The sequence below is a fragment of the Ideonella livida genome (assembly GCF_010499455.1).
GTDB classification, from domain to species: Bacteria; Pseudomonadota; Gammaproteobacteria; order Burkholderiales; family Burkholderiaceae_C; genus Ideonella; species Ideonella livida.
Genome location: NZ_JAAGOH010000019.1, coordinates 19,673 through 46,389, shown reverse-complemented (window position 1 = coordinate 46,389; position 26,717 = coordinate 19,673). Strand labels below are relative to the sequence as shown.

27 protein-coding genes are annotated in these 26,717 nt (G+C 70.3%); 17 read left to right on the top strand and 10 right to left on the bottom strand.

Annotated features, from left to right (window positions below; genetic code table 11):
• Nucleotides 1–181: 181 nt before the first annotated feature.
• Nucleotides 182–1,591 (top strand): heme-copper oxidase family protein, encoded by a 1,410-nt coding sequence (locus G3A44_RS15340; RefSeq protein ID WP_163458540.1) that lies wholly within the window; start codon nucleotides 182–184, stop codon nucleotides 1,589–1,591.
• A 14-nt stretch (nucleotides 1,592–1,605) separates the two neighbouring features.
• Here the strand turns inward: G3A44_RS15340 and G3A44_RS15335 are convergent, their stop codons facing one another.
• The 5 genes from G3A44_RS15335 to G3A44_RS15315 all read right to left on the bottom strand — a co-directional run bounded on the left by G3A44_RS15335 (nucleotide 1,606) and on the right by G3A44_RS15315 (nucleotide 6,581).
• Entirely contained in the window at nucleotides 1,606–2,325 is a 720-nt protein-coding gene (locus tag G3A44_RS15335) for an SCO family protein (protein ID WP_163458539.1), read from the bottom strand.
• Between the two features lie 89 nt (nucleotides 2,326–2,414).
• Complete coding sequence (locus G3A44_RS15330; protein WP_163458537.1) at nucleotides 2,415–3,986, bottom strand: cytochrome c oxidase subunit I; 1,572 nt, start codon at nucleotides 3,984–3,986, stop codon at nucleotides 2,415–2,417.
• A gap of 16 nt (nucleotides 3,987–4,002) precedes the next feature.
• Nucleotides 4,003–4,725: a cytochrome c oxidase subunit II gene (locus G3A44_RS15325; protein ID WP_163458534.1), complete on the bottom strand. Its 723-nt coding sequence runs from the start codon at nucleotides 4,723–4,725 to the stop codon at nucleotides 4,003–4,005.
• Nucleotides 4,726–4,825: 100 nt separating this feature from the next.
• Nucleotides 4,826–5,740 carry an SCO family protein gene (locus tag G3A44_RS15320; RefSeq protein ID WP_163458532.1) on the bottom strand — a complete coding sequence of 305 codons (915 nt, stop codon included), beginning with the start codon at nucleotides 5,738–5,740 and terminating at the stop codon, nucleotides 4,826–4,828.
• Nucleotides 5,741–5,780: 40 nt separating this feature from the next.
• Nucleotides 5,781–6,581 carry a cytochrome c oxidase subunit 3 gene (locus G3A44_RS15315; protein WP_163458531.1) on the bottom strand — a complete coding sequence of 267 codons (801 nt, stop codon included), beginning with the start codon at nucleotides 6,579–6,581 and terminating at the stop codon, nucleotides 5,781–5,783.
• Nucleotides 6,582–6,925: 344 nt separating this feature from the next.
• Between G3A44_RS15315 and G3A44_RS15310 the strand changes: the two genes are divergently transcribed.
• Nucleotides 6,926–8,134, top strand: a complete 1,209-nt coding sequence (locus tag G3A44_RS15310) for a COX15/CtaA family protein (RefSeq protein WP_310734390.1) — start codon at nucleotides 6,926–6,928, stop codon at nucleotides 8,132–8,134.
• On the opposite strand, the gene G3A44_RS15305 is transcribed toward G3A44_RS15310, so the two are convergent.
• Complete coding sequence (locus G3A44_RS15305) at nucleotides 8,032–9,000, bottom strand: methyltransferase domain-containing protein (protein ID WP_163458527.1); 969 nt, start codon at nucleotides 8,998–9,000, stop codon at nucleotides 8,032–8,034. The two genes, G3A44_RS15310 and G3A44_RS15305, sit on opposite strands and share 103 nt — an antisense overlap.
• Before the next feature lie 47 nt (nucleotides 9,001–9,047).
• Here G3A44_RS15305 and G3A44_RS15300 point away from each other — a divergent pair, with 47 nt between their 5' ends.
• From G3A44_RS15300 to G3A44_RS15290, 3 genes are all read left to right on the top strand, one after another.
• Nucleotides 9,048–9,794: a ComF family protein gene (locus G3A44_RS15300; RefSeq protein ID WP_239061903.1), complete on the top strand. Its 747-nt coding sequence runs from the start codon at nucleotides 9,048–9,050 to the stop codon at nucleotides 9,792–9,794.
• 38 nt (nucleotides 9,795–9,832) lie between these two features.
• On the top strand, nucleotides 9,833–10,294 hold the full coding sequence (locus G3A44_RS15295) for a tRNA (cytidine(34)-2'-O)-methyltransferase (protein ID WP_163458525.1): 462 nt from the start codon (nucleotides 9,833–9,835) through the stop codon (nucleotides 10,292–10,294).
• Between the two features lie 108 nt (nucleotides 10,295–10,402).
• Nucleotides 10,403–11,323: a glycosyltransferase family protein gene (locus tag G3A44_RS15290; RefSeq protein WP_163458523.1), complete on the top strand. Its 921-nt coding sequence runs from the start codon at nucleotides 10,403–10,405 to the stop codon at nucleotides 11,321–11,323.
• Between the two features lie 31 nt (nucleotides 11,324–11,354).
• Here the strand turns inward: G3A44_RS15290 and G3A44_RS15285 are convergent, their stop codons facing one another.
• The gene (locus tag G3A44_RS15285; protein ID WP_163458522.1) at nucleotides 11,355–12,254 is read right to left on the bottom strand and encodes a M90 family metallopeptidase; all 900 of its coding nucleotides are present in this window, start codon (nucleotides 12,252–12,254) and stop codon (nucleotides 11,355–11,357) included.
• Nucleotides 12,255–12,369: 115 nt separating this feature from the next.
• On the opposite strand from G3A44_RS15285, the gene ligK reads away from it, so the two are divergent.
• The 11 genes from ligK (at nucleotide 12,370) to G3A44_RS15230 (ending at nucleotide 22,588) form a co-directional block, all read left to right on the top strand.
• Nucleotides 12,370–13,053: a 4-carboxy-4-hydroxy-2-oxoadipate aldolase/oxaloacetate decarboxylase gene (gene ligK / locus G3A44_RS15280; RefSeq protein ID WP_163458521.1), complete on the top strand. Its 684-nt coding sequence runs from the start codon at nucleotides 12,370–12,372 to the stop codon at nucleotides 13,051–13,053.
• 179 nt (nucleotides 13,054–13,232) lie between these two features.
• Nucleotides 13,233–14,231, top strand: coding sequence for a Bug family tripartite tricarboxylate transporter substrate binding protein (locus G3A44_RS15275; protein WP_163458520.1), 999 nt, complete (start codon nucleotides 13,233–13,235; stop codon nucleotides 14,229–14,231).
• 11 nt (nucleotides 14,232–14,242) lie between these two features.
• Nucleotides 14,243–15,259 carry a DUF1932 domain-containing protein gene (locus G3A44_RS15270; protein ID WP_239061902.1) on the top strand — a complete coding sequence of 339 codons (1,017 nt, stop codon included), beginning with the start codon at nucleotides 14,243–14,245 and terminating at the stop codon, nucleotides 15,257–15,259.
• Nucleotides 15,260–15,305: 46 nt separating this feature from the next.
• On the top strand, nucleotides 15,306–16,247 hold the full coding sequence (locus G3A44_RS15265) for an amidohydrolase family protein (RefSeq protein ID WP_163458519.1): 942 nt from the start codon (nucleotides 15,306–15,308) through the stop codon (nucleotides 16,245–16,247).
• A gap of 3 nt (nucleotides 16,248–16,250) precedes the next feature.
• Nucleotides 16,251–16,718 carry a protocatechuate 4,5-dioxygenase subunit alpha gene (gene ligA / locus G3A44_RS15260; protein WP_163458518.1) on the top strand — a complete coding sequence of 156 codons (468 nt, stop codon included), beginning with the start codon at nucleotides 16,251–16,253 and terminating at the stop codon, nucleotides 16,716–16,718.
• Nucleotides 16,719–16,723: 5 nt separating this feature from the next.
• A complete protein-coding gene (locus tag G3A44_RS15255) occupies nucleotides 16,724–17,581 on the top strand; it encodes a class III extradiol dioxygenase subunit beta (RefSeq protein ID WP_163458517.1) in 858 nt (285 codons plus the stop codon).
• A 51-nt stretch (nucleotides 17,582–17,632) separates the two neighbouring features.
• Nucleotides 17,633–18,589, top strand: coding sequence for a Gfo/Idh/MocA family oxidoreductase (locus tag G3A44_RS15250; protein WP_163458516.1), 957 nt, complete (start codon nucleotides 17,633–17,635; stop codon nucleotides 18,587–18,589).
• 177 nt (nucleotides 18,590–18,766) lie between these two features.
• On the top strand, nucleotides 18,767–19,777 hold the full coding sequence (locus G3A44_RS15245) for an aldo/keto reductase (protein ID WP_163458514.1): 1,011 nt from the start codon (nucleotides 18,767–18,769) through the stop codon (nucleotides 19,775–19,777).
• A gap of 88 nt (nucleotides 19,778–19,865) precedes the next feature.
• Nucleotides 19,866–20,834, top strand: a complete 969-nt coding sequence (locus tag G3A44_RS15240) for a Bug family tripartite tricarboxylate transporter substrate binding protein (RefSeq protein WP_163458512.1) — start codon at nucleotides 19,866–19,868, stop codon at nucleotides 20,832–20,834.
• Nucleotides 20,831–21,583, top strand: a complete 753-nt coding sequence (locus G3A44_RS15235) for an alpha/beta fold hydrolase (protein ID WP_163458510.1) — start codon at nucleotides 20,831–20,833, stop codon at nucleotides 21,581–21,583. Before G3A44_RS15240 ends, G3A44_RS15235 begins: the two co-directional genes overlap by 4 nt.
• Before the next feature lie 27 nt (nucleotides 21,584–21,610).
• Nucleotides 21,611–22,588, top strand: coding sequence for a Bug family tripartite tricarboxylate transporter substrate binding protein (locus tag G3A44_RS15230; RefSeq protein ID WP_163458508.1), 978 nt, complete (start codon nucleotides 21,611–21,613; stop codon nucleotides 22,586–22,588).
• 36 nt (nucleotides 22,589–22,624) lie between these two features.
• On the opposite strand, the gene G3A44_RS15225 is transcribed toward G3A44_RS15230, so the two are convergent.
• From G3A44_RS15225 to G3A44_RS15215, 3 genes are read right to left on the bottom strand one after another with little or no spacing between them, the layout of a single operon-like run.
• Nucleotides 22,625–23,911: an NAD(P)/FAD-dependent oxidoreductase gene (locus G3A44_RS15225; protein ID WP_310734389.1), complete on the bottom strand. Its 1,287-nt coding sequence runs from the start codon at nucleotides 23,909–23,911 to the stop codon at nucleotides 22,625–22,627.
• Nucleotides 23,908–24,231: a 2Fe-2S iron-sulfur cluster-binding protein gene (locus tag G3A44_RS15220; RefSeq protein WP_163458506.1), complete on the bottom strand. Its 324-nt coding sequence runs from the start codon at nucleotides 24,229–24,231 to the stop codon at nucleotides 23,908–23,910. Before G3A44_RS15220 ends, G3A44_RS15225 begins: the two co-directional genes overlap by 4 nt.
• Before the next feature lie 24 nt (nucleotides 24,232–24,255).
• Nucleotides 24,256–25,431 carry a cytochrome P450 gene (locus G3A44_RS15215; RefSeq protein ID WP_163458504.1) on the bottom strand — a complete coding sequence of 392 codons (1,176 nt, stop codon included), beginning with the start codon at nucleotides 25,429–25,431 and terminating at the stop codon, nucleotides 24,256–24,258.
• Nucleotides 25,432–25,577: 146 nt separating this feature from the next.
• On the opposite strand from G3A44_RS15215, the gene G3A44_RS15210 reads away from it, so the two are divergent.
• The gene (locus tag G3A44_RS15210) at nucleotides 25,578–26,549 is read left to right on the top strand and encodes a helix-turn-helix domain-containing protein (protein ID WP_163458502.1); all 972 of its coding nucleotides are present in this window, start codon (nucleotides 25,578–25,580) and stop codon (nucleotides 26,547–26,549) included.
• Nucleotides 26,550–26,717 lie beyond the last annotated feature (168 nt).

Sequence of the window (26,717 nt, the reverse complement as noted above, 5' to 3'; positions counted from 1 at the left end):
AACTCCTGGGTCGGTGGAATGCTAGGAAGGACGGGCGTCCGGGCGCCATGGGCAGTTGTCCGTAGGCAGAAACGCGCGGCCGGGCCGCGTGGAGGAAGGCGGGGTCAGCCCCGGTGGTGGGTGGCCAGGGGCTGTGCTCTACTGCCCAGCCCCTGAACCCCCACCGCAAGCCGAGCGCGCCATGTCCGACACGCACTGGACCCTGAGCCCCCCCTCTCCCGCCGGCGCCCGTCTGGTGCGCGCGCACCTGTGGCTGGGGGTGCTGGCCCTCATGGGCTCGGGCCTGCTGGCCGTGGTGCTGGTGCTCTCGCGCACGCCGGGGGTCAAGGACCTGATGGCCCGGCTGTTCCCCCTGACCGACTTGTTCCGTGCCGCACTGGTGGTGCACGTGGACCTGTCGGTGCTGATCTGGTTCATGACCTTTGCCTCGGTGGCCTGGGGCATGGTCACCCCGGCACGCGCGCTGGGCCTGGGCTGGCTGGGTTGGGCGCTGGCCGCGGGCGGCACCCTGCTGATGATGGTCTCGCCCTTCCTGCCCGGGGCACAGCCCTTGCTCAACAACTACATCCCCGTGCTGGAGCAGCCGGCCTTCCTGCTGGCCCTGATGATGTGCGGCTTGGGCTTTGCGGTGGCCTGGCTGCGCACCCTGCTGCTGGCCTGGCCCCGGGCGGACCTGAGCGAGGGGCAGCGGCCGCTGCACCTGGGTATCCGGCTGTCGGCCGCTGCGGGCGCGCTGGCCTGGATGACCCTGGCCTGGACCTTGTGGCAGCTGCCGGCAGGCAGCGGCACCGCTTACTATGAACGCCTGTTCTGGGCGGCCGGGCATGTGCTGCAGTTCCAGCATGCCTTGCTGGTGGGCGTGGCCTGGCTGTGGCTGGCGGGCGGCCTGGGCGTGCGCGTTCTGCCGGGTCTGCGCCGTCTTGCAGTGCCTGCTGTGGTGCTGAGCGCCCTGCCGCTGGCCGTGGTGCCGGTGCTGCTGGGCCTGTGGCCGGCTGGCGGCGGCGAGCAGATGGGCGCCTTCGCCCGGCTCATGCAGTGGGGCCATCTGGGCATGCTGCCCCTGGGCCTGCTGGCGGTGGCGGCCTTGCCCGGCGTGTGGCGCCAGCCGGGCAGTGCGCCGCGCTCGGCCTTCCTGGCCTCGCTGCTGTTGTTTGCCATCGGAGGGCTGCTGGCCTTCTTGATCCGCGGGGCCAATGTGGTGGTGCCGGCGCACTACCACGGCTCCATCGTGGGCGTGACCCTGGCTTTCATGGGCCTGGCCTACGCCTTGCTGCCAGCACTGGGCTTTCGCCCCGTGGTGGCACGCTGGGCCCGCTGGCAGCCCCTGGTCTACGGCGGTGGCCAGCTCTTGCACGTGCTGGGTCTGGCCTGGTCGGGTGGCTACGGCGTGCAGCGCAAGGTGGCCGGCACCGAACAGGTGCTCAGCAGCCTGCCCGAGCGCCTGGGCATGGGCATGATGGGCCTGGGTGGCTTGATCGCCATCGTGGGTGGCGTGATGTTCGTGCTGGCCTGCTTGCAGGCGATGTGGCCGGACGGCCGGGCCGCCCGGCCGGACACCGGCGGCGGCGAGGGCCGCGCGCAGCCCACCTAAGGATCGCGCCGGCCTCATGAGCGCCCCTGCGCGGCTGCCGAAACGGCGGCCAACAGGGGCGTCAGCGCCCGGGCGATGGCTTGTGGTTCATGGGGCGGCTCCAGCTCGGCGCGCCAGCGCGCTTGCGGGTCCAGCAGGAACATCGACGCGGTGTGGTCCACCGTGTACTGACCCTGAGGGCCTGGCGCATGGCGGTGGTAGCGCACCCCCAGGTGGGCCACCAGGGCGGCCAGGTCGGCATCGGTACCTGCCGCGCCACGGAAGTCGGGATGGAAGGCCGGCAGGTACTCCGCCAGCAGGCCGGGCAGATCCCGCTCCGGATCCACCGAGAGGAAGAGCACCCCGGGTCGAGGCAGCTCGGCAGGCAGCAACCGGAAAACCTCGGTGAGCATACCCAAGGTACCCGGGCAGATGTCCGGGCATTGGGTGTAGCCGAAGAACACCAGACTCCAGCGGCCGAGCAGGCTCTGCCGGTCGACACGGCCCTGCGGACCGGTGGCCCGGAAGGCAGGTACCGGACCTGCCGGCTCACGCCAGCGCAGGGCCGGGGCGGCCGGCGCTCCCGAGCCCGCATCCGGCGCGGCAGGCCGGGGTGCCGCCGGCCAGGATCGGACCAGCAAGGCTGCGCCCGCGGCGCCCAGCAGGGTGCCCGCCAGCAGCAGCCGGCGCCCGGCGCGGTTCGGCGGCGCGGTGTCGGCCGCGTCAGTGGCAAGGGGGGCGTGGGACGGGTTCACAGTGCGGAAGGAGGATGGCGGGCGTCAGACGGGCGGCGCCATCTCGCCGGCGCGGACGTGCCGCGCCGGCCACGCGCGGGTGGCGTCGTTCAGCGCTTGGCGTAGTCGTAGGGCGTCCAGTCGTGGTCCACACTGGGCGGGTGGGGCCAGTTGCCATGTGGCGGCGGCGAGACGGTGGTCCATTCCAGCGACTTGGAGCCCCAGGGGTTGTCGCCGGCCAGCGGGCCCTTCATGGCGCCGATGATCCAGTTGAGCACCGCGATGGCGAAGCCCACGCCGAGGATGGCCGCGCCCACGGTCATCCACTGGTGCGCGCTCTCGAACTGGGGAAAGTGCTGGTAGTCGTAGTAGCGCCGCGGCATGCCCTTGACACCCACGGTCATCATGATCCAGAAGACCAGGTTGACACCGACGAAGGTGAGCCAGAACCCCACCTTGCCCCAGAACTCGTTGTACATGCGGCCCGTCATCTTGGGGAACCAGTAGTACACGCCGCCAAAGATGGCGAAGGTGCCGGCCACGGCCATCACATAGTGGAAGTGACCCACGACGTAATAGGTGTCCGACAGGTGCAGGGTCAGCGAGGTCAGGGCCAGCGGGATGCCGGTCAGGCCGCCGATGAGGAACAGGAACAGCACGCCCAGGGCGTAGAGCATGGGGGTCTCGAAAGTGATCGAGCCCTTGTAGAGCGTGCCCGCCAGGCTGATGACCAACAGGCCCACCGGCACCGAGATCATGAGGGTGGTGATCATCTGGCCGATGCGGATCCAGTCGGCCATGCCCGAGACGTAGAGGTGATGCACCCACACCACGCCCGAGAGGATGACGATGCCCCCGATGCCGCCCCACAGCGCGGCCTTGAGGTTGAACACCCGGTTGCGGGCAAAGGTGGCCACGATCTCGAAGACCACGCCGATGAAGGGCATGAAGATCACGTACACCGCGGGGTGGGAGTAGAACCAGAACAGGTTCTGGTAAGTCAGCACGTCGCCGCCGGCGGCGGGGTCGAAGAAGTGCGTGCCCAGGTACTTGTCAAAGCTCAGCAGGGTGACGGCCGTGCCCAGCACCGGCACAAAGATCAGCTGCAGCACGAAGGCGCCCAGGGTGCACCACACGAAGACGTTGAGGTTGCTCCACTTGAGCCCCGGGGCGCGCATGTAGGCCACGGTGGTGAGGAAGTTGACCCCGCCGATGATGGAGGCAAAGCCCAGGATCAGCACCGTGAAGGTGTAGAGCGCCGTGTTGCCGGTGGTGATGGTGGAGTACGGCGGGTAGCCGGTCCACATGACATCGGGCGGATCGGGCACCACGAAGGTCAGCAGCGCCAGGATGAGGCCCACGTAGAACAGCCACACCGACAAGGCGTTGACCCGCGGGAAGGCCACATCCTTGGCGCCGATCATCAGCGGGATGCAGTAGTTGGCGAAGAAGCCGGTGAGCGCCGGGATCTGGAAGCCCAGGATCATCACTGCGCCGTGGGTGTAGAGCCAGACGTTGTAGCGGGTGGGGTTGTCGGTGAGCGTCGGGCCCAGCTGCGAGAGCTCCAGCCGCATCAGCATGGCGGCGAGGCCGGCCACGGCAAAGGCGGCGATGGAGCCGATGAGGTAGAGGATGCCGACCCGCTTGTGGTCGGTGGTGAACAGCCATTCCTTGAGATTCACGGTCTTGGTCTCCTCTTCAGGCCGGCTTGGCGGCCGTGGCCGCGGGGGTCGCGGTGCCGGCAGCGGCGGCCTTGGCGCCCTGCTGGGCGGCCTCGGCCTCCAGCCAGGCCTTGAATTCGGCTTCAGGCAGCACCACCACCTTGCCGGCCATGTAGCCGTGCATCACGCCGCAGTACTCGGCGCAGGTGACGATGTGCTCGCCGGGCTTTTGGGGGTAGAACCAGAGGTAGGTCACCCGCCCCGGCATCGAGTCCTCCTTGACCCGGAAGTCGGGGATGTAGTGGCTGTGCAGGGTGTCGCGGCTGGTCATGCGCAGCATCACCGGCTTGCCCGCCGGCACCCGCAGCACGTTCTGCGCCTGGACCCCGTTGGGATAGGTGTAGTCCCAGCTGTACATGCCCGACTCCAGCTTGACCTCCAGCCGGTCGGCCGGGACCTCGCGGTAGTCGTTCCAGAGCTTCCAGCCGTTGGCGGCCAGGTACAGGTCGTCGGCCAGGAACAGGAAGATGGGAATCACCGCCCAGCCCACGGCGGAGGCCACCGACAGGGGCGGGGCGGTGCCCACCTCGCCAGGCTTTTTCTGGCGGTAGCGGAACAGGAACCAGGCCATGACCACGGCGAACAGCACACCAATGATGGTGATGTCCACCAGCACCTCGTGCCAGAGCCGGTCGTAGCCGGCAGCCGGGTCGTTGATGCGGCCCGCAGGGGCGGTGGCCGCCTCATAGGCCATCGCCATACCGCTCAGGCATGCAGTGCCCAAGGCCAGTCCGATCCCGCGCAGGATCCTCCCGGCGGCCTGCGGCCCGCGGCGAGGCCGGTTGTGGGGGTCCAAGGTGTCAGTGGGCATGCACGGTTCTCCGGGCTAGTTTTCTGCGGTAGACGATCGCGCCTGTGGCCATCAGGCCCAGGCCGAGGAGAAGGGAGCCCACGCCGGCCAGCAGCGCGTAGTTGGGCTGGTAGCGGCCGTCGGCGTAGCTGTAGCTGAAGCAGGCGCCGGTGACCATGTCAAAGAAGGCGTCAGCGCTGTTGCTGATGCGCCCCCAGTCGGCATCGATGAGCGCCAGCTCCACGGTGCGGGCCTCCAGGCGGGTGCCGTAGAGGTAGCGGGCCACACGCCCCTCGGGCGTGAGGAAGACCAGCACGTTGGGGTGGACGAACATGCGGTCGGTACGCGACCAGAAGAAGTTGAAACCGACCTGGGCGGCGAAGGCGCGCACCGCCTCGGGCGAGCGGTCGCCCAGCACGGCAAAGCGCCAGCCGGCCCCGGCCCCCGGCACCTCGGCCGTCAGGGCCTGGCGGAAGCGGCCGGCCAACGCGGGGTCGTCCCGATCGTCAAAGGACACGGTGAGCACCTGGAAGTCGCGCCCCGCGCGGAAGCGGTCCACCCCCGCCAGCACCTGGGCCAGGTTGCGGTTGACCACCGGACAGGTGCCGTCGCAGCCGTAGTAGGACAGCACCAGCACCACCGGCTGGCCCAACAGCTGCCCCGGGGTGAACGGCCTGCCCGCCTCGTCCAGCAGCACGGTGTCGCGCTGCAGGGCCTGCCCCAGGTGGCGGGCCTCATCGATCTTCATGATCGCCGGGTCGAACTGGGTGTGCCCCTCACCAGGCGGCAAGGCCCCCGCCCGGGCCCCGCCCAACACCAGGGCCAGCAGACCGGCCAGCCACCACGCGTGCGCGCGCCACCCCACCGACGGCGTGGCGGCCCTGCGGCGTTCGCACCGAGCACGGGCATGCCGGGAAGCGTTCATGGTCCTGCACCCAGTCCGAAGACGGCCGGCCGGCGTCAGATCACCAGAAATAGATCTGGGAGACCACGAAGAACCAGATGATGTCCACGAAGTGCCAGTACAGCCCCGCCGACCGCCAGAAGCCCAGGTTGGGCTGGCCGCGCATCAGGCTGGGCACCCCGGCCAAGAAGATGGACAGGCCCACGATCACGTGACCACCGTGGAAACCGGTGATCGCAAAGAAGCTGGTGCTGAACAGGTTGGTGCCAGGCTTGAAGCCCCCGTGCATCAGGTGGCTCCACTCCCACATGGACATGCCCAGGAAGATCGCCCCCAGCACCACGGTCAGCAGGATCCAGGTGCGCGCGCTGGCCAGGCGGCCATGGTGCATCTGCGACTCAGCGTGGTGGATGGTGAAGGAGGACGCCACGAGCACCGCGGTCATGACCAGCGGGAGCATCGTGTCGATGTGGGGCGTGCCCTCGGGGGGCCAAAAGGGCGCATTGAGGCGGTTGAACCAGTAGTTGGCGAAGAAGGAGACGAAGATCATCGCCTCGGCCAGGATGAACCAGCCCATGGCGCCGTAGGACAGGCCTTCGCCGGCACCCATGGCCTCGGACGTCCAGCCCACCACCCCGGCCAGCACCAGCACCACGCCCACCCCCAGGGTGACGGCCGCCCACAGACCGCTGTGGTACACGAACTGGAAGCTGAAGGCCAGGGCCAAGGCCAGGATGCCCATGCTGGCCAGGAAGGGATACGCGCTCCATTCCCAGTGCCCGCCGTGGTGGCCAGGGTCGTGCTCATGACCATGGGAATGGCCGTGAGGGTGGCCGTGGGCCGCGCTGGCGTCATGCGACATGCTGTCTCCTGTGGCTCAGGCCACGCCGCGTCGCCGGCTGTGTGCGGCGCCATGGGCGGCTGGGTGGGTGGATGGGGGTTCTGGCTCGCCCCTGACAAGCATGCGAAGTGTCAAGCGAGGCCGCCCCTTTGTTTGGATCATGCTAGCCGCTGGCTTGACAGATGACAAACGCACGCCGTCAGCATTTGCCCTGATGGCGCCGTGCAGGAATGCACGTCTGCGCGGCCGCACAATCGGATCACGCAGGTGCGCCCTGCCCCCGGGTCAGCCCCGCAGGACGCGGCCCAGAGGATGAGCCTGAGAGCCTGCGCCCTGTCCTGCCCCTACCCCGGAGCCCGCCGCCCGTGAACGTGGATGCCTTGATCCGACTGGCCCTGGTCGGCGGCCTGCTGGCCGCCGTGCCGCTGACCTGGTGGCTGTTGAGCCAGCGGGGCCAGCCGCCGGCACGCCGGCTGGCGGCCCTGACCGCCCTGACCCTGTTCCTGACCCTGGACCTGCTCGCCTTCGGCGTCTTCACCCGGCTGAGCGATTCCGGCTTGGGCTGCCCGGACTGGCCAGGCTGCTACGGTCTGGCCAGCCCGGTGGGGGCCCAGGCCCATATTGCGCAGGCCGAGGCTGCGCAGCCCGACGGACCGGTGACCTGGGCCAAGGCCTGGATCGAGATGGTTCACCGCTACCTGGCCATGGCCGTGGGGCTGCTGATCCTCATCGGGGCGGTGGCGGCCTGGCGGCACCGCCGCGCCCTGCCCCATTCCCCCGGCTGGGCCGCGCTCACGCTGGTCTGGGTGGTTGTGCAGGGCCTGTTCGGCAAGTACACGGTGACCCTCAAGCTCTACCCCGCCATCGTCACCTTGCACCTGCTGGGCGCCCTGGTGCTGCTGGGCCTGCTGGCGCTGCAGCACATGTCCTACCGTCAGGCGCTGGCCCCCCCACCGGCGATGCACCCCCAGACCTGGCGCCGCCTGGCCGGGGTAGGCCTGGGCCTGCTGACGGTGCAGGTGGCGCTGGGTGGCTGGGTCAGCACCAACTATGCTGTGCTGGCCTGCCAGGGATTTCCGGCCTGCAACGGCAGTTTCTGGCCGTCGATGGCGTGGTCACAAGGCTTCTCGCCGCTGCGCCCGCTGGGCCATGCCCAGGACGGCGGGCTGCTGGCCTTTGAGGCACTGGTGGCCATCCACTGGACCCACCGGCTGTTTGCGATGCTGGTGCTGGGCTGCCTGGGTGTGCTGGCGTGGCGGCTGTGGCGCCAGCCGGTGGAGCGGCGTTGGGGCCAGGCACTGGCCGGGCTGCTGGCGTTGCAACTGGTCACGGGAGTGTCCAACGTGGTGCTGAGCTGGCCGCTGGCCGCGGCGCTGGTGCACTCCGTGGGCGCAGCCCTGCTTTTCACCCTGCTGGTGGCGCTGCTGGCAGGCGAAGCCTGGGCGCGGCATGCGCCAGCGCCGGGCGCACCTCAGCCCGGGGGCCGTCGGCGCAGCATGGCGGTCATGTCCTCCAGCCCGATGCGGGCTTCGGCGCTCACCGCCGGTCCGCGGTCCGGCCCACGGAAGGCATGACCGTAAACCAGCTCCAGCTCCAGCGGAATCCGCCCCTGCGGCGCCACCGACCCCAAGGCCAGCAGGGCCTGCTGCCAACGGTCCAGCCAGCGGGGCGTGCGCAGGCCGGCATGGCGGCCCGGGTCGAGGTTGGCCCCCAGGCCACGCAGCTCGGCCATCAGGTCCTGGGGACGGGAGAAGGTCAGGGTGAGCGTCTCCTGGTCCATCACCGGGTCGGCAAAACCCGCCTCCACCAGCATGTCCCCCAGGTCGTGCATGTCCACCAACGGCGCCATGGCCGGGCCCCAACCCAGGCGCTGGTAGAGCCCCCGGAGGCTGGCCAGACTGCCCGGCCCCAGGGTGGCGAACATCAGGAAGCCCCCCGGCACCAATGCACGGTGCCACTGGCGCAGCAGGGCCACCGGGTCATCGACCAGTGGCAGCGCCATGACCGACCAGACCAGATCCCAGCCCCCCCGGGCCACCTCGTCCTGCGGCACCGGCACCGCCGCCTGACCCGCACCACGGACCTGGCGCCAGGCCTGGCGCCACCACGGCGCGGCCAGCGGCGCCGGCAAGTCGCCACCGGCGGGCCACACCTGGCCCCATTGCACCGGCTGAAGGGCTGCGCGCAGGGCGGGATCGGGCGAGGCGGGTGCACAGGACCAGTCCAGCACCCGGGCCGGCGGCTGGCGGATGACCCCCAGTCGCTCGGCCATGCGACGCGAGACCTCCTGGTCCAGCCAGGGCGACTGGGGGGCCTGCAGCCGACGACGCAAAGCCCGCCGGCTGGCCCGCAAATCCAGCCCACGCGAGCGGCCGGACGCGGCCTCCCCCCCCTCGGCAGACGGCAGGTAGACGGCGGTGGACGGCGGCAGCACAGACATGTCGGGCAGTATATTGAGCCATGCCTGAGCCTTGCCCGGCCCCGCCCATGTCCTCCCCCAGCCCGGGCCGGGGCCTGAGACAGGCCTTGCTGCCGGCGGTGCACCGCGCTTGGCAGGCCCTGCCCGCCCGCTGTCCGGCCTGCGGGCTGTGGACCCGGGGCCACCGCTGCACCTTGTGCCTGGCGCGCTTTGCCGCGCCGCAGCCGCGTTGCCTGGGCTGCGGCATGCCCCGCCACGTCTGGTGCAATGCCTGCCACGACTGTCCGCCCGCCTCGGCGCGCGCCACCCAGGTGGTGGTGGGGGCGGACTACGGCCTGCCCTGGGACGGTCTGGTCAGCCGCCTGAAGTTTCAGCAACAGCCCGAACTGGCGGCGTGGCTGGCACCGCTGCTGGCCCAGGCCCTGGACCGACTGCCGGTGGCCCGGGCGCCCGTGGACTGGGTGGTGCCGGTGCCGCTGGCGCCGCGGCGGCTGCAGGTCCGCGGCTACAACCAGGCCTGGGAGGTGGCCCGGCGGCTGGCGGGCCCCCTGGGGCTGACCGCCAGGCCCGACCTGTTGCTGCGATGGCGCGACACCGACGCCCAGACCGGACAGGACGGACGCCAGGCGCGGCTGGCCAACCTGCAGGGTGCCTTCATGCCCGCCCCGGGCTGCCGCGACCTGCTGGCCGGCCGGCAGGTCGCCCTGGTGGACGACGTGCTGACCACCGGTGCCACGCTGCGCGCGGCCAGCCAGGCGCTGCGCGAGGCCGGTGTGGCCGGCGTCTGCTGGTGGGTGGTGACCCGCACACCCTGAGCCGCGGCGGTGGCGCGGCTTGCGCCCACAATGCCGGCATGTTCCGCATTGTCCTGGTCCATCCCGAGATCCCCCCCAACACGGGCAACGTCATCCGCCTGGCCGCCAACACCGGCTGCAGCCTGCATCTGGTGGAGCCGCTGGGCTTTTCCATGGACGACAAGCTGTTGCGCCGCGCCGGCCTGGACTACCACGAGTACGCCCCCGTGCGCCGCCATGCGGACTGGGCCGCCTTCCTGCAGGCCGAGCAGCCCGATCCGGCACGCTGCTTCCTGTTCACCACCCGGGGCACGGCCCGCCATGTGGACATCGCCTGGCAACCGGGAGACACCCTGGTGTTCGGCGCCGAGAGCGCCGGCCTGCCACCGGCACTGCGCGAGACTTATCCACAGGCGCAGTGGCTGCGGCTGCCCATGCGGGCCGGCCAGCGCAGCCTCAACCTGAGCAATGCGGTGGCGGTGGCCGTGTTTGAGGCCTGGCGGCAGAACGGATTCAGTTGAGGGGTGCATCACCCTGCCCGGGTCTGCCCGCCAGACCGGGTTTGGGCGACAGGCCAGCGCGGGCGGCCCGGGCACAATGAAACGCTCGCCATCCCAGAAGAGAAGTACGTGGCCGCCCAGGACCCTCCCACCGAACACCCCGCAACGCCCCCCGCCGCGGCGGGCCGGCCGGACTTCGGCATCCTCACGCTGGCCACCCCTTCCGATGCCGTCAAGGCCATCGGCCTGGCCCTGTCGCTGCGCGTCAGCAACCCGGGCGTGCCCACCGCGGTGGCCTGTTCGGCGGCGGTGGGTGAACGCCTGAGGCCCTACTTTGACCAGGTCATCCTGGAGAAGCCCGGGCTCAGGGGCTTCATCCACAAGGTGCACCTGGACGACTACAGCCCGTTCCAGACCACCTTCTTCCTGGACTCGGACATGCTGGTGTTCAAGCCCATCGCGCCCCTGGTGGCCCGCTGGTGCCACCAGCCCTACGCGGCGGTGGGCATTTACTGCAATGAGGGCTTCAGCAGCTTCGGCCTGGACCGTGCCCGCATGCTGCGCGACATCGGCGCGGCCCGCTTCACCTGCATCGACGGAGCCGGCCATGCGCTGTTCGTCAAACCTGGCTGCCGCGAGGTGTTCGACATGGCGCGGGACGTGGCAGCGCGCTACCGCGAGATCGCCGGCGACATCCGTTTTGCCGATGAGGATGCCCTCAACATCGTCCTGACCCGCCTGGGTCTGCCGCCAATGCTGGAGTCCGGCGTGCTGGCCCGCTACCTGTCGGCCCAGCCCGGCACACTGGAGATGGACGCGCGGCATGGCCACTGCCGCCTGGTCGAGCGGCTGGACGGCCAAGTCTATGAGCCGGTGATGATGCACTTTGCCGCCAACGAGGCGCCCTGGCACTACCACCGCGAACTCTGGCGCCTGTTCCGGGCTTCGGGCGTGCCCGTGGACGGGCTGTGGGCCTCGTTCCGCAAGGACGTGGTGGACTTCCATGTCCGCCCGGCACTGCGCCGCCTGCGGCGGCGTCTGCGGGGCTGAGCCGCGCCGGGGAGCGCCCCGCCAGCGCCACTCACCAGCCCGCGGGGTCCTGTCCGTAGAAGGCCTGCAGGTCGGCGTAGAGGCCGGGCAGCTGGTAGCGCATGGCCAGGGGCTGCTCAAAGAAGGCCTCGGTGGCCACGGCAAAGAACTCCTCAGGCGCCGTGGCCCCGTAGGGGTCGAGCAGGCCTGGCCGCCCGGCGGCGCAGCGTGCACAGAACGCCTCGAAGGCTTCATCCAGGCGGGCCTGCCAGGCCGCATGGGCCCGCGCCGTGGCCGGCGGTGCCGGCGCGTCCTGCGGTCCCGGCGGGCCGCTGAGCACACGCAGCCCGGCCTGGTCCAGCTGGTGGGCGAATTCATGCAACACCACGTTCATCCCGTCGTCGGGCACCTCCGCGCCATAGGCCACGTCGTCCCAGCTCAGCACCACCTGGCCCTCGGCCCAGCTCTCGCCGGCATGGGCCACCCGCTCCTCATGGACCACGCCGGCCTCGTCGCGGCGCTGGCGGTCCACCACAAAGCCCCCCGGGTAGACCAGCACCTGGCGCAGCGACTCATAGCTCGCCTCCGGCCGCCCCAGCAGCAGCAGGCAGGCCTGCGCGGCAATGCTCAGGCGCATGGCCTCGGTCACCTCCAGGCCGGCGCAGCCGATGAAGGGCACCTCCGCCAGAAACACCTGCAGGCGCTGCCTCAGCTGTCGCTGCCGCGGCGCCGGCAGGCGGGCCAGCAACGGCACCTGATCGCGCAGCGCCTGCCGCCACGCCTCAGGCAGGGGCTGCGCGGCCACCCGCTCGCGGCGCGCCCGGCGCCACCGCGGCTGCAGCACCATGGCCAAGGCCGCGGCCAGCCCCAGCAACACCGCCACCCCGACACCGTTCAGCCCCTCCACGCCATGCCCTTTGCCTTCCACCCCGCTGCCGTCGGGGAAATCCATGCCGAAATGCGATAGCTGCTAGTGCCAGCGCTTCCTAGCCGGCATGGCAGAGCGCCCGCAGAATCCGATGGACTCGAATCTGGGGCTTCCCCGACATTCCACAAGGATTCCAAGCATGTACGAACTGGGCGTCGTCTACCGCAACATCCGCCGCGCCGACCGCGAGGCCACCGACCGCATGGCGGCGCTGGGCTCGGCCACGGTGCACGAAGCCCAGGGCCGTGTGGGTCTGCTCAAGCCCTACATGCGTCCGATCTATCCCGGCGCCCAGGTCAGCGGCACTGCCGTGACCGTACTGCTGCACCCGGGCGACAACTGGATGCTGCACGTGGCCGCCGAGCAGATCCAGCCCGGCGACGTGGTGGTGGCCGCCATCACCGCCGAGTGCACCGACGGCTACTTCGGCGACCTGCTGGCCACCAGCTTCCAGGCCCGGGGCGCCCGGGCCTTGATCATCGACGCCGGTGTGCGCGATGTGCGCACGCTGCAGGAAATGGGCTTCCCGGTGTGGAGCAAGGCCATCAGCAGCAAGGGCTGCATCAAGGCCACGCTGGGCTCGGTCAACATCCCCGTGGTCTGCGCCGGCATGCTGGTGAACCCGGGTGACGCCATCGTGGCCGACGACGACGGCGTGTGCTGCGTGCCGGCCGCCCAGGCCGCCGTGGTGGCCGCCGCCGCCGCCAAGCGCGAGAGCTTTGAAGGCGAGAAGCGCGCCAAGCTGGCCTCCGGCGTGCTGGGCCTGGACATGTACAAGATGCGCGAACCGCTGGCCCAGGCCGGCCTGCGCTACATCGACTGACGCGGACGGCCGCGCCCTGACCGGGCCGGCCGCCACCGCCAAAGCGGGCACCGGACGAAGATGCCAGGCCAGGCCCAGACGCCTGGCACCCAGACCCGCGAATCCGACCACGCGTGCCGCCACGCCCCTCCCCGGCATCCCGCCGAGCGGGCGGCACCGTGCCGACCCTGGAGACTCCCATGCACAAGAAGACCTCGTCCCTGCTGCGCCGCGCCCTGCTGACCCTGGGCGCTGCCGCCACCCTGCTGCCCGCCGCCCAGGCCCAGCAGCAAGTCACCTTCCCGACCCGTCCGGTGCGGATCATCACGCCCTTCCCGGCCGGTGCCGGCCCGGAGGCCGTGCTGCGCGTGCTGGCCGAGAAGCTCCAGAAGAAGTGGGGCCAGCCGGTCATCATCGAGAACAAGCCGGGTGGTAACGGCTTCATCGCCATCGACGCCTTCAAGCGCGGTGCCAACGACGGTCACGACCTGATCCAGCTGGACAACGTGCACCTGGTGGCCTACCCGCACCTGTTCAAGAAGCTGCCCTACGACGCAGGCAAGGACTTCGACACGCTGGCGCCGCTGTTCCGCACCTACTTCTTCGTGGGCGTGTCGGCCGGCAGCCGCTACAAGACGGTGGGCGACATCCTGGCCGACGCCAAGGCCCGGCCGGGCAAGCTGAACTACGGCTCCTGGAGCGTGGGCAACCCGGTGCACCTGGGCTCGGCCCTGCTGGAGGCCCAGAGCGGCACCGAGATGCAGCACGTCATCTACAAGGAAACGTCGATGCTGTACACCGGCGTGGCCAATGGGGAGCTGGACTGGTCCCTGGGTTCGCTGGCCACCGCCGGCCCGCTGCAGCGCACCGGCAAGATCAAGTTCATCGCCGTGACCGCGCCCAAGCGCCACCCGGCCTTCCCCGACGTGCCCACCGTGGCCGAGAGCGGTGGCCCCGCCGGCTATGAGGTGACCGGCTGGACCGCCATCGCCGCGCCCAAGGGCCTGCCCAAGGCCGTGGCCGAGAAGATCCAGAAGGACGTGGAGGCCGCGCTGGCCGAGCCGGACTTCAAGGACCGGTTCGCCACCTTCGGCTACGAGCCCTTCCCGACCACGCCGCAGCTGTTCAACGCCTTCATTGCCGCAGAGTCCAACAAGTGGGGCAAGGTGATCGAACGCGCCAAGGCCGCGCTGGACTGAAAGGCCCCGCCATGATGCCCCCCCTGCCCGCCGCACCGCTCCCGACCGACCCGCGCGCCTGGCGCATCGGCCTGGTGGGCTACGGCGAGGTGGGCCGCATCCTGGCCGAGGACCTGCGTGCCCGGGGCGTGGCCGTCACGGCCTTTGACCTCAAGCTGGTCGAGGCCGCCAGCGCCGCCCCGCTGCAGGCCCACGCCGCCGCGCATGGGGTGGTGCTGGCCCCCCACCACGCCGCGCTGGCCGGCACGTCGGACTTCATCATCAGCGCCGTCACCGCCAGCCAGACACTGGCCGTGGCCCGAGCCTGTGCCCCGGCGCTGAGTGCCGGGGCCTTTTTCCTGGATTTCAATTCCGCCTCACCCGGCACCAAGGGGCAGGCCGCCGCGCTCATTGACGCCGCCGGTGGCCGCTATGTGGAGGGTGCGGTGATGACCAGCGTGCCGCCCTACCGCAGCCGCGTGCCGCTGCTGCTCGGTGGGCCCTGGGCCGCCACGCTCAGCCCGCTGGTCAACGCCCTGGGTTTTGCCAGCCGCGTGGGCAGCCCCACGCTGGGCGTGGCCAGCGCCACCAAGATGTGCCGCAGCGTGATGATCAAGGGCTTGGAGGCCATGGTCATCGAGAGCTTCACCGCCGCCCGCCACTTTGGCGTGGAAGACGCCCTGATCGACAGCCTGCAAGAAACCTTTCCCGGCATCGACTGGGAGAAGCAAGCGGCCTACTTCTTCCAGCGCGTGATCGAGCATGGCCGCCGCCGAAGCGAAGAGGTGCGCGAAGTGGCCGCCACCGTGGCCGAAGCCGGCCTGACCCCCTGGAGCGCCAGCGGCACCGCCGCGCGCCAGGCCTGGGTGGCCGACCTGGCCGACGCCGGGGTGTTTGGCGAACGCGGCACCCCCGGCTTTGCCCGCAGCCCCGACTGGCGCCCCGAAGCCGACCGCCTGCGGGCCGCCGCCGCCGCACGGCCCGCCCAGAACCCAACCGCTCCGGCGCCGCCGGAGCCCCTCCCCGTGAACAGGCCGCCACGAGCCTGACCACGCCAGAAGACCACGCACGACACCCTCCAAGGACTCACCCATCATGAGCAAACCGACCACGGGCGACTTCACCAAGACCGCCGGCTGGCTGGACTGGTACACCGGCCCGGCCAAGCCCCGCTTCCAGCTGCCCGCCGGCGCGGTGGACGCCCACTGCCATGTCTTCGGCCCGGGGGCCGAGTTCCCCTACGCGCCCGAGCGCAAGTACACCCCCTGCGACGCCAGCAAGGCCGAGCTGTACGCCCTGCGCGACCACCTGGGCTTTGCCCGCAACGTGGTGGTGCAGGCCACCTGCCACGGCGCCGACAACCGCGCCATGGTGGACGCCTGCCTGAGCAGCGGCGGCAAGGCGCGTGGCGTGGCCACGGTGCGCCGCAGCATCACCGACGAGCAACTGCAAGAACTGCACGACGCTGGCGTGCGCGGCGTGCGCTTCAATTTCGTCAAGCGCCTGGTGGACTTCACGCCCAAGGACGAGTTGCTGGAAATTGCCGGCCGCATCGCCAAGCTGGGCTGGCACGTGGTGATCTACTTTGAAGCGGTGGACCTGCCCGAGCTGTGGGACTTCTTCACCGCCCTGCCCACCACCGTGGTGGTGGACCACATGGGCCGCCCGGACGTGAGCAAGCCCATCGACGGCCCGGAGTTCGAGCTGTTCCTGAAGTTCATGCGCGAGCACTCCAACGTCTGGAGCAAGGTCAGCTGCCCCGAACGCCTGTCTGTCACCGGCCCCAAGGCCCTGAACGGCGAACAGGCCGCTTACCGCGATGTGGTGCCCTTTGCCCGCCGTGTGGTCGAGGAATTCCCGGACCGCGTGCTCTGGGGCACCGACTGGCCCCACCCCAACCTGAAGGACCACATGCCCGACGACGGCCTGCTGGTGGACTTCATCCCCGCCATCGCGCCCACGCCTGAGCTGCAACAAAAGCTGCTGGTGGACAACCCGATGCGCCTGTATTGGCCTGAAGAAGTGAAGGGAGCCTGAGCCATGGCACTGGACAAGCCCTACAAAGACATCCCCGGCACCCTCATCTTTGATGCCGAGCAGAGCCGCAAAGGCTACTGGCTCAACCAGTTCTGCATGAGCCTGATGAAGGCCGAGAACCGCGAGCGCTTCAAGGCCGACGAGCGGGCCTACCTCGACGAGTGGCCCATGACCGAGGAGCAGAAGCAGGCCGTGCTGGCGCGCGACCTGAACTGGTGCATGCGCACCGGCGGCAACATCTACTTCCTGGCCAAGATCGGCGCCACCGACGGCAAGAGCTTCCAGTACATGGCCGCCACCATGACCGGCATGACCCAGGAAGAGTACATGGCCATGATGCTGGCCGGCGGCCGCTCGGCCGAAGGCAACCGCCGCCCCGGTGAGGACGGCGACGCCCAGCCCCAGAACCAGCCCCAGGGCGCCGCCGGCCGTGCGGCCCGCGCCGCCGCGGCAGACCAGAAGGAAGCCTAAAACCCATGGCCCGCATCACCGCCTCCGTCTTCACCTCGCATGTGCCCGCCATCGGCGCGGCCATGGACCTGGGCAAGACCCATGAGCCGTATTGGCAGCCGCTGTTTGCCGGCTACGAGCCCAGCAAGCAATGGCTCAAGGACAACAAGCCAGACGTCGTGTTCCTGGTCTACAACGACCATGCCACCGCCTTCAGCCTGGAGCTGATCCCCACCTTCGCCATCGGTTGCGCCGCCGAGTTCAACCCCGCCGACGAAGGCTGGGGCCCGCGCCCGGTGCCCAAGGTCATCGGTCATCCGGAGCTGGCCGCGCACATCACGCAGTCGGTCATCCAGGACGACTTTGACCTCACCATCGTCAACAAAATGGACGTGGACCACGGCCTGACCGTGCCGCTGTCGCTGATGTGCGGCCAGCCGCAGGAGTGGCCGTTCAAGGTCATCCCTTTCGCGGTCAACGTGGTGCAGTACCCGGTGCCCTCGGGCCGCCGCTGCTTCCAGATCGGCCAAGCCATCCGCAAGGCCGTGGAATCGTTCGACGAAGACCTGAACGTGCAGATCTGGGGCACCGGCGGCATGAGCCACCAGTTGCAGGGCGCCCGCGCCGGCCTGATCAACCGCGAGTGGGACAACGCCTGGCTCGACAAGATGATTGCCGACCCCAAGGCCTGCGCCGACACCCCGCACATCGACTACGTGCGTGAAGCCGGCTCCGAGGGCATTGAGCTGGTGATGTGGCTGATCGCCCGTGGCGCGATGGCCGACGTCAACGGCGGCCCGGCCCCCACGGTCAAGCACCGCTTCTATCACGTGCCTGCCAGCAACACCGCGGTGGGCCACCTCATCCTCGAGAACAACGCCTGATCCGGCGTTGCCCCTCCCCCGTCTCCGACACGACTCACAAGGACAACACCCATGAGCAAGACCATCAAGGTCGCCCTGGCCGGTGCCGGCGCCTTCGGCATCAAGCACCTGGACGGCATCAAGAACATCGACGGCGTCGAAGTCATCTCGCTGATCAGCCGCGACCTGGAGAAGACCCGCGAAGTGGCCGCCAAGTACGGCATCGGCCACGTCACCACCGAGCTGGCCGACAGCCTGGCCCTGCCCGAGCTGGACGCCGTCATCCTGTGCACCCCCACCCAGATGCACGCCAGCCAAACCCTGGCCTGCCTGAAGGCCGGCAAGCATGTGCAGGTGGAAATCCCCCTGTGCGACATCCTGGCCGAAGGTGAAGAAGTGGTGCGCGTGGCCGCCGAGAGCGGCCTAGTGGCCATGTGCGGCCACACCCGCCGCTTCAACCCCAGCCACCAGTACGTGCACAAGAAGATCACGGCCGGCGAATTCAACATCCAGCAGATGGATGTGCAGACCTACTTCTTCCGCCGCACCAACATGAACGCGCTGGGCCAGCCGCGCAGCTGGACCGACCACCTGCTGTGGCACCACGCCGCCCACACCGTGGACCTGTTCGCTTACCAGTGCGGCAGCCCCATCGTGAAGGCCAACGCCCTCCAGGGCCCGATCCACCCGACCCTGGGCATCGCCATGGACATGAGCATCCAGCTCCAGGCCGCCAACGGCGCGATCTGCACGCTGAGCCTGTCCTTCAACAACGACGGCCCGCTGGGCACCTTCTTCCGCTACATCGGTGACACCGGCACCTACATCGCCCGCTACGACGATCTGGTCAACGGCAAGGAAGAAAAGATCGACGTGTCCCAGGTGGACGTGTCGATGAACGGCATCGAGCTGCAGGACCGCGAGTTCTTCGCCGCCATCCGCGAAGGCCGCCAGCCCAACAGCAGCGTGGCCAGCGTGCTGCCCTGCTACCAGGTGCTGCACCAGCTGGAGCAACAGCTCAACGGCTGAGCGTCGACGCCCAGGCCCCTTCAACGCCGACCGTGCCTGCACCCGGCTTGAACCGATCTCCTTCTTCTTCCTTCTTCCGGGAAGAATTGACGGCCCCTGCAGCCCCATGGCTGCCGGGGCCTTTTTTCTTCGCCGACATTGCCTCGCGGCGCCATCGCACCGAACCCGCCTGACCCCATGCCACAACGACAACTCGGCCCCTTCCAGGTCTCCGCCATCGGCCTGGGCTGCATGAACCTCAGCCATGCGTACGGCCAGCCCCCGAGCTTTGAGGCCGCCAAGGCCCTGCTGGAGCGCGCCCTGGACCAGGGCGTGACCCTGTTCGACACCGCCGCGCTCTACGGTTTTGGTGCCAATGAGAAGCTCGTCGGCCAGGTGCTCGGCCCGCACCGCCAGCGCATCACGCTGTGCAGCAAGGGCGGCATGACCGGTCAGCCCACCGGCGCCAACGGGGCCCTGCAGCGCGTGATCGACGGCCGCCCGGAAAGCCTGCGCCGCGATGTGGAGGCCAGCCTGCAGCGCCTGGGCACCGACGTCATTGACCTCTACTACCTGCACCGTTGGGACAAGCAAGTACCCATTGAGGACTCGGTGGGTGAAATGGCCCGCCTGGTGCAAGAGGGCAAGGTCCGCACCCTGGGCCTGAGCGAAGTCTCGGCCGCCACGCTGCGCCGCGCCCATGCCGTGCACCCCATCACCGCGCTGCAGACCGAATACTCGCTGTGGACGCGCAACCCCGAGATCGCCGTGCTCGACGCCTGCCGTGCGCTGGGCGTGGCCTTTGTGGCCTTCAGCCCGGTGGCCCGCGGCTACCTGACCGACCGCGTGCTGGACGTGGCCCACTTCGACGCCAAAGACATCCGCCGCGCCATGCCGCGTTTCCTGCCCGGCAACTACGCGGCCAACCTGGCGCTGCTGGAGACGGTCAAGGCCGTGGGCGCCGAAGCGGGCGCCAGCGTGGCCCAGGTGGCCCTGGCCTGGCTGCTGCACCGTGGTCCGGACATCCTGCCCATCCCCGGCACCACCTCGCTGGCCCACCTGGACGACAACCTGGGGGCCGCCGCCGTCACGCTGAGCCCTGAGCAGATGGCCCGGCTGGAGGCCGCCTTCGCCCCCGGCGCCGTGCAGGGCACCCGCTACAACAGCGCCACCCAAGCCGAGATCGACACCGAAGAGTTCGCCGGCTGACCCCCAGAGGCCGCCGGCCCGCCGGCCGCCCTCTCCCTCCCCCGCCCGGCCCGTGTGCCGGGCCTTGCCGACCCCCCTGGAGACAACGATGACGATTGCACGACGCCACCTGCTGGCCGCCGCCGCCCTGGCCCCCTGCCTGCCCACCGCCTGGGCGTCGGACTTCCCCAGCCGGCCCATCACCCTGGTGGTGCCCTTCGCCCCCGGTGGCGTGGCCGACATCACCGCCCGCACCGTAGGCCAGGCCATGGCCCCGCTGCTGGGCCAGAGCATCGTCATCGACAACAAACCGGGCGCCGGCGGCATCGTCGCCACCCAGGCGGTGCTGGGCGCCCAGCCCGACGGCCACACCCTGCTCCTGATGAGCAACGCCACCGCCGTGAGCGTGCACCTGGTCAAGAAACTGCCGTTTGACGTGCAGAAGCAGCTGCTGCCCATCACCACCCTGGGCTTCTTTGAACTGGGTCTGGCCGTGCCCGCCAACTCGCCCTTCCAGACGCTCAAGGACCTGGTGGCGCATGCCAAGGCCAAGCCCGGCAAGCTCACCATCGGCACCATCGCCGTGGGCAGCACCCAGCACCTGAGCGCCGAGCTGTTCAAGGCCAAGGCCGGCATTGACGCCGTGGTGGTGCCCTACAAGGGCTCGCCGGCGGTCATCAACGCCCTGCGCGCGGGTGAAATCGATGTGGCCTTTGAAATCCTCAGCCCGCTGCTGCCGCAGTTGCAGGCCAAGGTCATCCGCGCGCTGGCCGTGACCGGGCCCAAGCGCTTCCCCGGTCTGCCGGACGTGCCCACCGCCATCGAGCAGGGCATTGCCGACTACACCGTGGACAGCTGGAACGCCTTGGCCGCGCCAGCCGGCACGCCGGCCGCTGCCATCGAGCGGGTGCGTGCCGCCGCCGCCCAGGCGCTGACCCAGCCCGCCGTGGTGGAGCGCCTGCGCAGCCTGGGCGTGCGCGCCCAAGCCGGCACCCCGGCCGAGCAGGCCGCCCTGCTGGCCAGTGAAATCGAGCACTGGGGCAAGGTGGTGCGCGCCGCCAAGATCGAACCGGAATGACCGCCACCACCCGCCCCGACCTGCTGTTCCTCCCCGGCCTGCTGTGTGATGCGGAGGTCTGGGCCGGCCAGACCGGCCCGCTGGCCGCCGCCGGCTGGCGCTGCACAGTGGTGGAACACGGCCTGGCCGACGCCATCGACACGATGGCCGCGCAGGCCCTGGCCCAAGCCGACGCCGCCGGCTTAGGCCGGCTGGCCGTGGTCGGCCATTCCATGGGCGGCCGGGTGGCCATGGCCTTGTGGCGCCTGGCCCCGCAGCGCGTGGCCGGCCTGGCCCTGCTGGACACCGCCGCCCACCCGCTGCCGCCGGGTGAGGCCGGGGTGGCCGAGCGGGCGGGCCGCGAGCGCCTGCTGCAGATGGGCCGCGAGCAAGGCATGGCCGCCATGGCGCGCGACTGGGCGCGTGGCATGGTGGCCCCGGCCTTCCTGGACGGCCCGCTGTTCGCGCAGGTGGTGGCCATGATCGCCCGCCGCACCCCCGCCCACCACGCCGCCCAGATCCAGGCCCTGCTCAAGCGGCCCGACGCCGCCCCGACCCTGCGCAGCGTCACCGTGCCCAGCCTGTTGCTGTGCGGCGAGCACGACGCCTGGAGCCCCGCCAGCCGGCACGCTGAGATGCAAGCCCTGATCCAAGAAGGCGGGGGCACCACCGCCCTCACCGTGGTGCCGGGCGCCGGCCACATGGCGCCCATGGAGTCGCCCGAGGCCGTCACCCGGGCACTGCAAGACTGGCTGGCCCTGCTGACCTGAACTGAACCTCTGTCCAAGGACGCCCCCATGCCGCATCGCCCCCTTGCCCGCCGCCCCCTGTTGCTGGGCAGTCTGGGCAGCCTCGCCGCCCTGCTCTCGGGCCCGGCCCGGGCCCAGACCAAGCCCATCCGCCTGATCGTGCCCTTCACGCCCGGTGGCACGGCCGACATCCTGGCGCGGGCGGTCGCGCCCTTTCTGGGCGCCCCCGGCCAGACGGTGGTGATCGACAACAAACCCGGCGCCGGCGGCAGCATCGCCGCGGATCTGGTGGCCAAGGCCGAGCCCGACGGGCAAACGCTGCTGATGGGCCATGTGGGCACAATGGCGGTCAACCCCTCGCTCTACCCCAAGCTGCCGTATGACCCGCTGCGGCATTTCGCCCCGGTGGCCCATGTGGCCCGCATTCCCAATGTGCTGGTGGTCAACGCCCACAGCGACATCCGCACGCTGGAAGACCTCATCGCCCGGGCCAAAGCCAAGCCCGGTGAATTCAGCTACGCCTCGGGCGGCAATGGCAGCGCGGCGCACATCACGTTTGAGTCGCTCAAGCTGCGCGCGGGCTTTCCAGCCGAACACATTCCCTACCGGGGCACGGCCCCGGCGGTGACCGACCTGCTGGCCGGCCAGGTGCAGGCCACCTTCACCGGCATCCCCGCCCTGCTGCCCCATTTGAAGGCGGGCAAGCTGCGGGCGCTGGCCGTCTCCAGCAGCCGCCGCCTGGCCGTGTTGCCCGACGTGCCCACCGTGGCCGAGCGCGGCTTCAAGGGCTTTGAGGCCGACCAGTGGTACGGCCTCGTCGCGCCCGCCGGCACGCCGGCAGCCCTGGTCAGCGCCTTCAACGATCGCGTCAACAAGGGCCTGAGCAGCGCCGAGGTGGAGCGCCAGCTCAGCCACGAAGGCGCGGACCCCGAGCCCATGAGCCCCCAGGCCTTCGGCCAGCTTATCGCCCAGGAGATCCCGCGCTGGCGCGAGGTGGTGCGGGCGGGGAATGTGCGGCCGGACTGAGCACCTGGGAACCCTTCGGCCCGGCCCGGCCAGGGTTCAGGCCTGAAGCCTAGCCGCCAAGTCACACCCCAGATCCACCACCTGCTCGGGCGTCGGGCTCACCCCCGCCTCCAGCAGCTTGCGGCTGAGCAGGTGGTCTTTGGCGTGATTCACGGCATCCACCGCGATCAGCCGGCCGGCGCGGAAGTGCCAGACCGAGAAGCCGGCCTCGCCAGTCAACTCGCCGCGCACCGCCCAGGCGTCGGCGCCGGTGCTCAGGCCGGCCATCTGCAGCTTCTTGTCGTACTGGTCGCTCCAGAACCAGGGCGTGGCGGTAAACGGGCGGTCTTGGCCCAGCAGGGCGGCGGCGGCGGATTTGCCTTGTTCGGTGGCGTTCTGCACCGATTCCAGGCGCAGCAGGCTGCCGTCGGGCAGGCGGCGGGCGGCGCAATCCCCGGCGGCCACGATGGCCGGGTCGGCGGTGCGGCCGCAGGCGTCCACCACGATGCCGCGCTCTGTGGGCAGGCCGCAGGCGCTGGCCAGGGCGTCGTTGGCGCCCACGCCCACGCCCAGCACCACCAGGGCGCAGGGCAGGCGGGTGCCGTCCTTCAGGTGCACGGCCCTGGCCAGGCCGTCGGCATCGGTTTCGAGGGCCTCGATCTGCGCACCCAGGTGCAGGGCCACACCGTGCTGGCGGTGCAACTGGGCAAACCAGTCGGACAGCACTGGGGCCAGCACCCGGCCCAGCAGGCGCGGTGCGGCCTCCAGCACGGTCACGGCCAAGCCCTTCTTGCGGGCGGTGGCGGCCACTTCCAGGCCGATGAAGCCGCCGCCGATGACCACCAGAGGCAGGTTCAGCTCGGCGCAGCGGGCCAGGCCCGCGGCCAGGGCATCGGCCTCGGCACGGGTGCGCAGGGGCAGCACGTTGGGCGCGTCGCCGCCGGGCAGCGGCAGGCGGCGCGGGGTGGCGCCGGTGGCCAGCAGCAGGCCGTCGTAGGGCAGGCGCTCACCCCCCGCCAGCAGCACCTCGCGGGCGGCACGGTCAATGGCTTGCACGGTGGTGCCGGTGCGCAGGGTGATGCCCTTCTTGGCCAGCAGCGCGGGCGCCCGCATGGCCAGCTGCTCGGCACCCAGCTCGCCGGCCAGCCAGGCCTTGGAGAGCGGCGGACGGTGATAGGGGCCCCAGGGCTCGTCGCCCAGCAGGGTGATGGCGCCGGTGAAGCCTTGGGCGCGCAGCGCCTCGGCGCAGGCCAGCGCGGCCTGGCCGGCGCCCACCGCCACAAAGCGCGCCGCCTCACCGGCCGCCAGTGGGGCGGCCGTCGCAGTGGGCGTGGGCGTGCTCACTCCTGGCACTCCGGCAGCGTGACCACCGCGCCGGCCATGGCGGCGGTGGCCTTGATCTGGCAGGCCAGGCGGCTGTGGGGGCGGCGCTCGGCCACCACGTTCTCCAGCATGCCCAGCTCGTTGTCACTGGCCGGCGGCAGCAGGGCGGCCAGCAGATCGTCCACATAGCAGTGGCAGGTGGCGCAGGCGCAGGAGCCCCCGCATTCGCCCACGATGCCGTCCACGCCGTGGGCGGTGGCGGCCTGCATCAGGCTCCAGCCCTCGGGCACGTCCACGGGGGTTGGGGTGCCGTTGGCTTCAACAAAGGTGATGGTGGGCATGGGGACGTCTCCGGGGGTCAAGGTTCACTTCGTGGTGAGCATCAGCACCAGCGGGCTGCGGAAGGTGGAGGAAGGCATCCACGGGAGCTGGTCGGCCACGCGGCGGTACTGCGGCACCACCTTGTGGAACTCTTCAAAGGCGATCTTCACCGCCAGGCGAGCGATGGCCGTGCCCAGGCAGGCATGCACGCCACCGCCAAAACCCAGGTGGCCGCGCGGCTTGCGGTGGATGTCATAGAGGTCCGGGTTGGGGTACTGGCGCTCGTCGCGGTTGCCCGAGCCGTAGGCCAGGCAGACGAAGTCACCGGCCTTCAGGGTCTGGCCGTGCAGGGTCACGTCCTTCATCAGCCGGCGGCGGAAACGCTGGGCCGAGGTGTTGAAGCGCAGGCTCTCCTCAATGGCGTCGGGCAGCAACTCGGGCTGGGCCACCACCGCTTGGCGGGCCTCGCCAAAAGTGGCCAGGTTGTAGGCGAACATCATCATGAAGCCGCCCAGGCTTTCCACGCCGGCCATGATCAGGGTGGTGGTGGTCAGCAGCACCTCGCGCTCGTCAAGCTTGTCGCCGTCGATCTCAGCCGCAGCAAAGTGGCTGATCAGGTCATTGCGCGGCTCGGCCCGGCGCATGGCGATGACCTGGCTGGCGTAGTCCTGCATCCAGTTGTAGGCAGCGATGTGCTCCGGGCCCTTGGCCCGGGTGCGGGCATCGCTCTGCACCATCAGCACGGCGTTTTCGCGCACCTCGTGCTCGGGCACCAGCGCGTCTTCACCCATGGGCAGACCCAGGGCGGCCATCAACACTTTGACGGTGAACTGCGAGGACACGTCCTTGAAATCGAACGCGTCCACCCCCTGCAGTTGGCCAAACACCTGCTGCGCCACGGCGCGGATGGGCTCTTCCAGCGCCAGCAGGTTGCGCTTCATGAAGGCGTGCTGGATCAAGCCACGCAGGCGGTCATGGCGGGGGGGATCTGACGAGCCCAGGGTGGCGCCGGCACGGCCGGGCAGCTCGGTCATCAGGTTGCCGCTGGCGCTGGAGTAGGTCTGCCAGTCTTGGCCGGCCGAGACGATGTCGCTGTAGCGCGAGAGGATCCACATCTGGGCCTCGGGGCTCCAGAAGCAGGGGAACTCGTCACGCAGCCGTTGGTAGTACGGGAACGGATCGGCGTCCACCGCCGGCGAGTAAGGATCGAAGCTGAACAAGGCTGTCTCCTGGGGGTTCTGAAACCTGACTGCCGTCAGGGTCTTGGCGCCATGGGAGCGAATTCTGCGAACCGGCCGGCCTTTGCACACTGGACGAATCCCCCCACAAACTTGCACTTTTGCCGTGCTCTCGGCATGCTCACCTCATGCCTCGCCGCCGCCCCGCCACCGCCACCACCTTGCCCAGCTTTGCCCTGTATGGCGAGGCCGCCGCCCCCGGCATGTCCTTGCTGCACGTGGAAGAAATCGAGGCCCGCAGCAGCCAGTACGCCTGGGAGATCCAGGCCCACATCCATCAGGGTTTGCACCAAGTGCTGTGGTTGCAGCTGGGTGAGGCCGAGGTGATCTTGGACGAATCCGGCACCTGCGTGGCCGGACCGGTGGCGGTGGTGATCCCGCCGGGCGTGGTGCACGCCTTCCGCTTCACGCCGGGGGCAGTGGGGCAGGTGCTCACGCTGAGCGCAGCCGCCCTGGCCGAGGGCGACGCCGCCGGCGTGGGCCAGGCGCTGCAGACCCTGTTCGCCCAGCCGCGCACCCTGCAGCCCGAGGCCGAGGAGGCCGCCGCCCTCTCCGCGCTGCTGGCTAACCTGCTGGCCGAGCACCGGCAGGCCGAACGCGAAGCCGGCCCCGGTGACGGCAGCCCCGTGCCCGGCTGGCTGGCGCGCAGCGTGGTGTGGCGCCTGGCCCGCTGCGCCCGCCGCCAAGACGCCGCCGCCCGCCTGCCCGAGCGCCCCGGCCAGCGCGCCCTCTACACCCGCTGGGTGGTGCTGCTGGAGGCGCACTACCTGAGCCACTGGCCAGTGAGCCGCTACGCTGAGCGGCTGGGCTTGTCTGAGGAGCGGCTCAACCGCATGGTCAAGGCCGAAACCGGCCTGACCGCGCAGGCCCTGTTGCATGCCCGACTGGCGCGCGAAGCCTGCCGCCGCCTGGTGCATGTGGCGGCACCCGTCTCGCGCCTGGCCTTTGAGCTGGGCTTTGAGGACCCGGCCTACTTTTGCCGCTTTTTCAAGCGCCACACCGGCCACGCCCCTCGCGCGTGGCGCGAGCAGGCGCAACGCTCAGGCGTGGACGCGGACGCTCGCGCACGAAGCCCGCAGATGCCGACAAAAGCCGCTTGACGGCGAACAGTTCAAGCCGCCACACTCCGCCCCCATGTCTTGCGTTTTGTCCCGCGCTGTCCGCGCTTCCTCCGCCGCCGCTGCCGCCGCACGAGCTATTCGAGCCCGTGCGATGCCGCCGTGCGCCGCCGGAGGAACCCCGCGATGAGGACCTGAAGACCCCCCCCA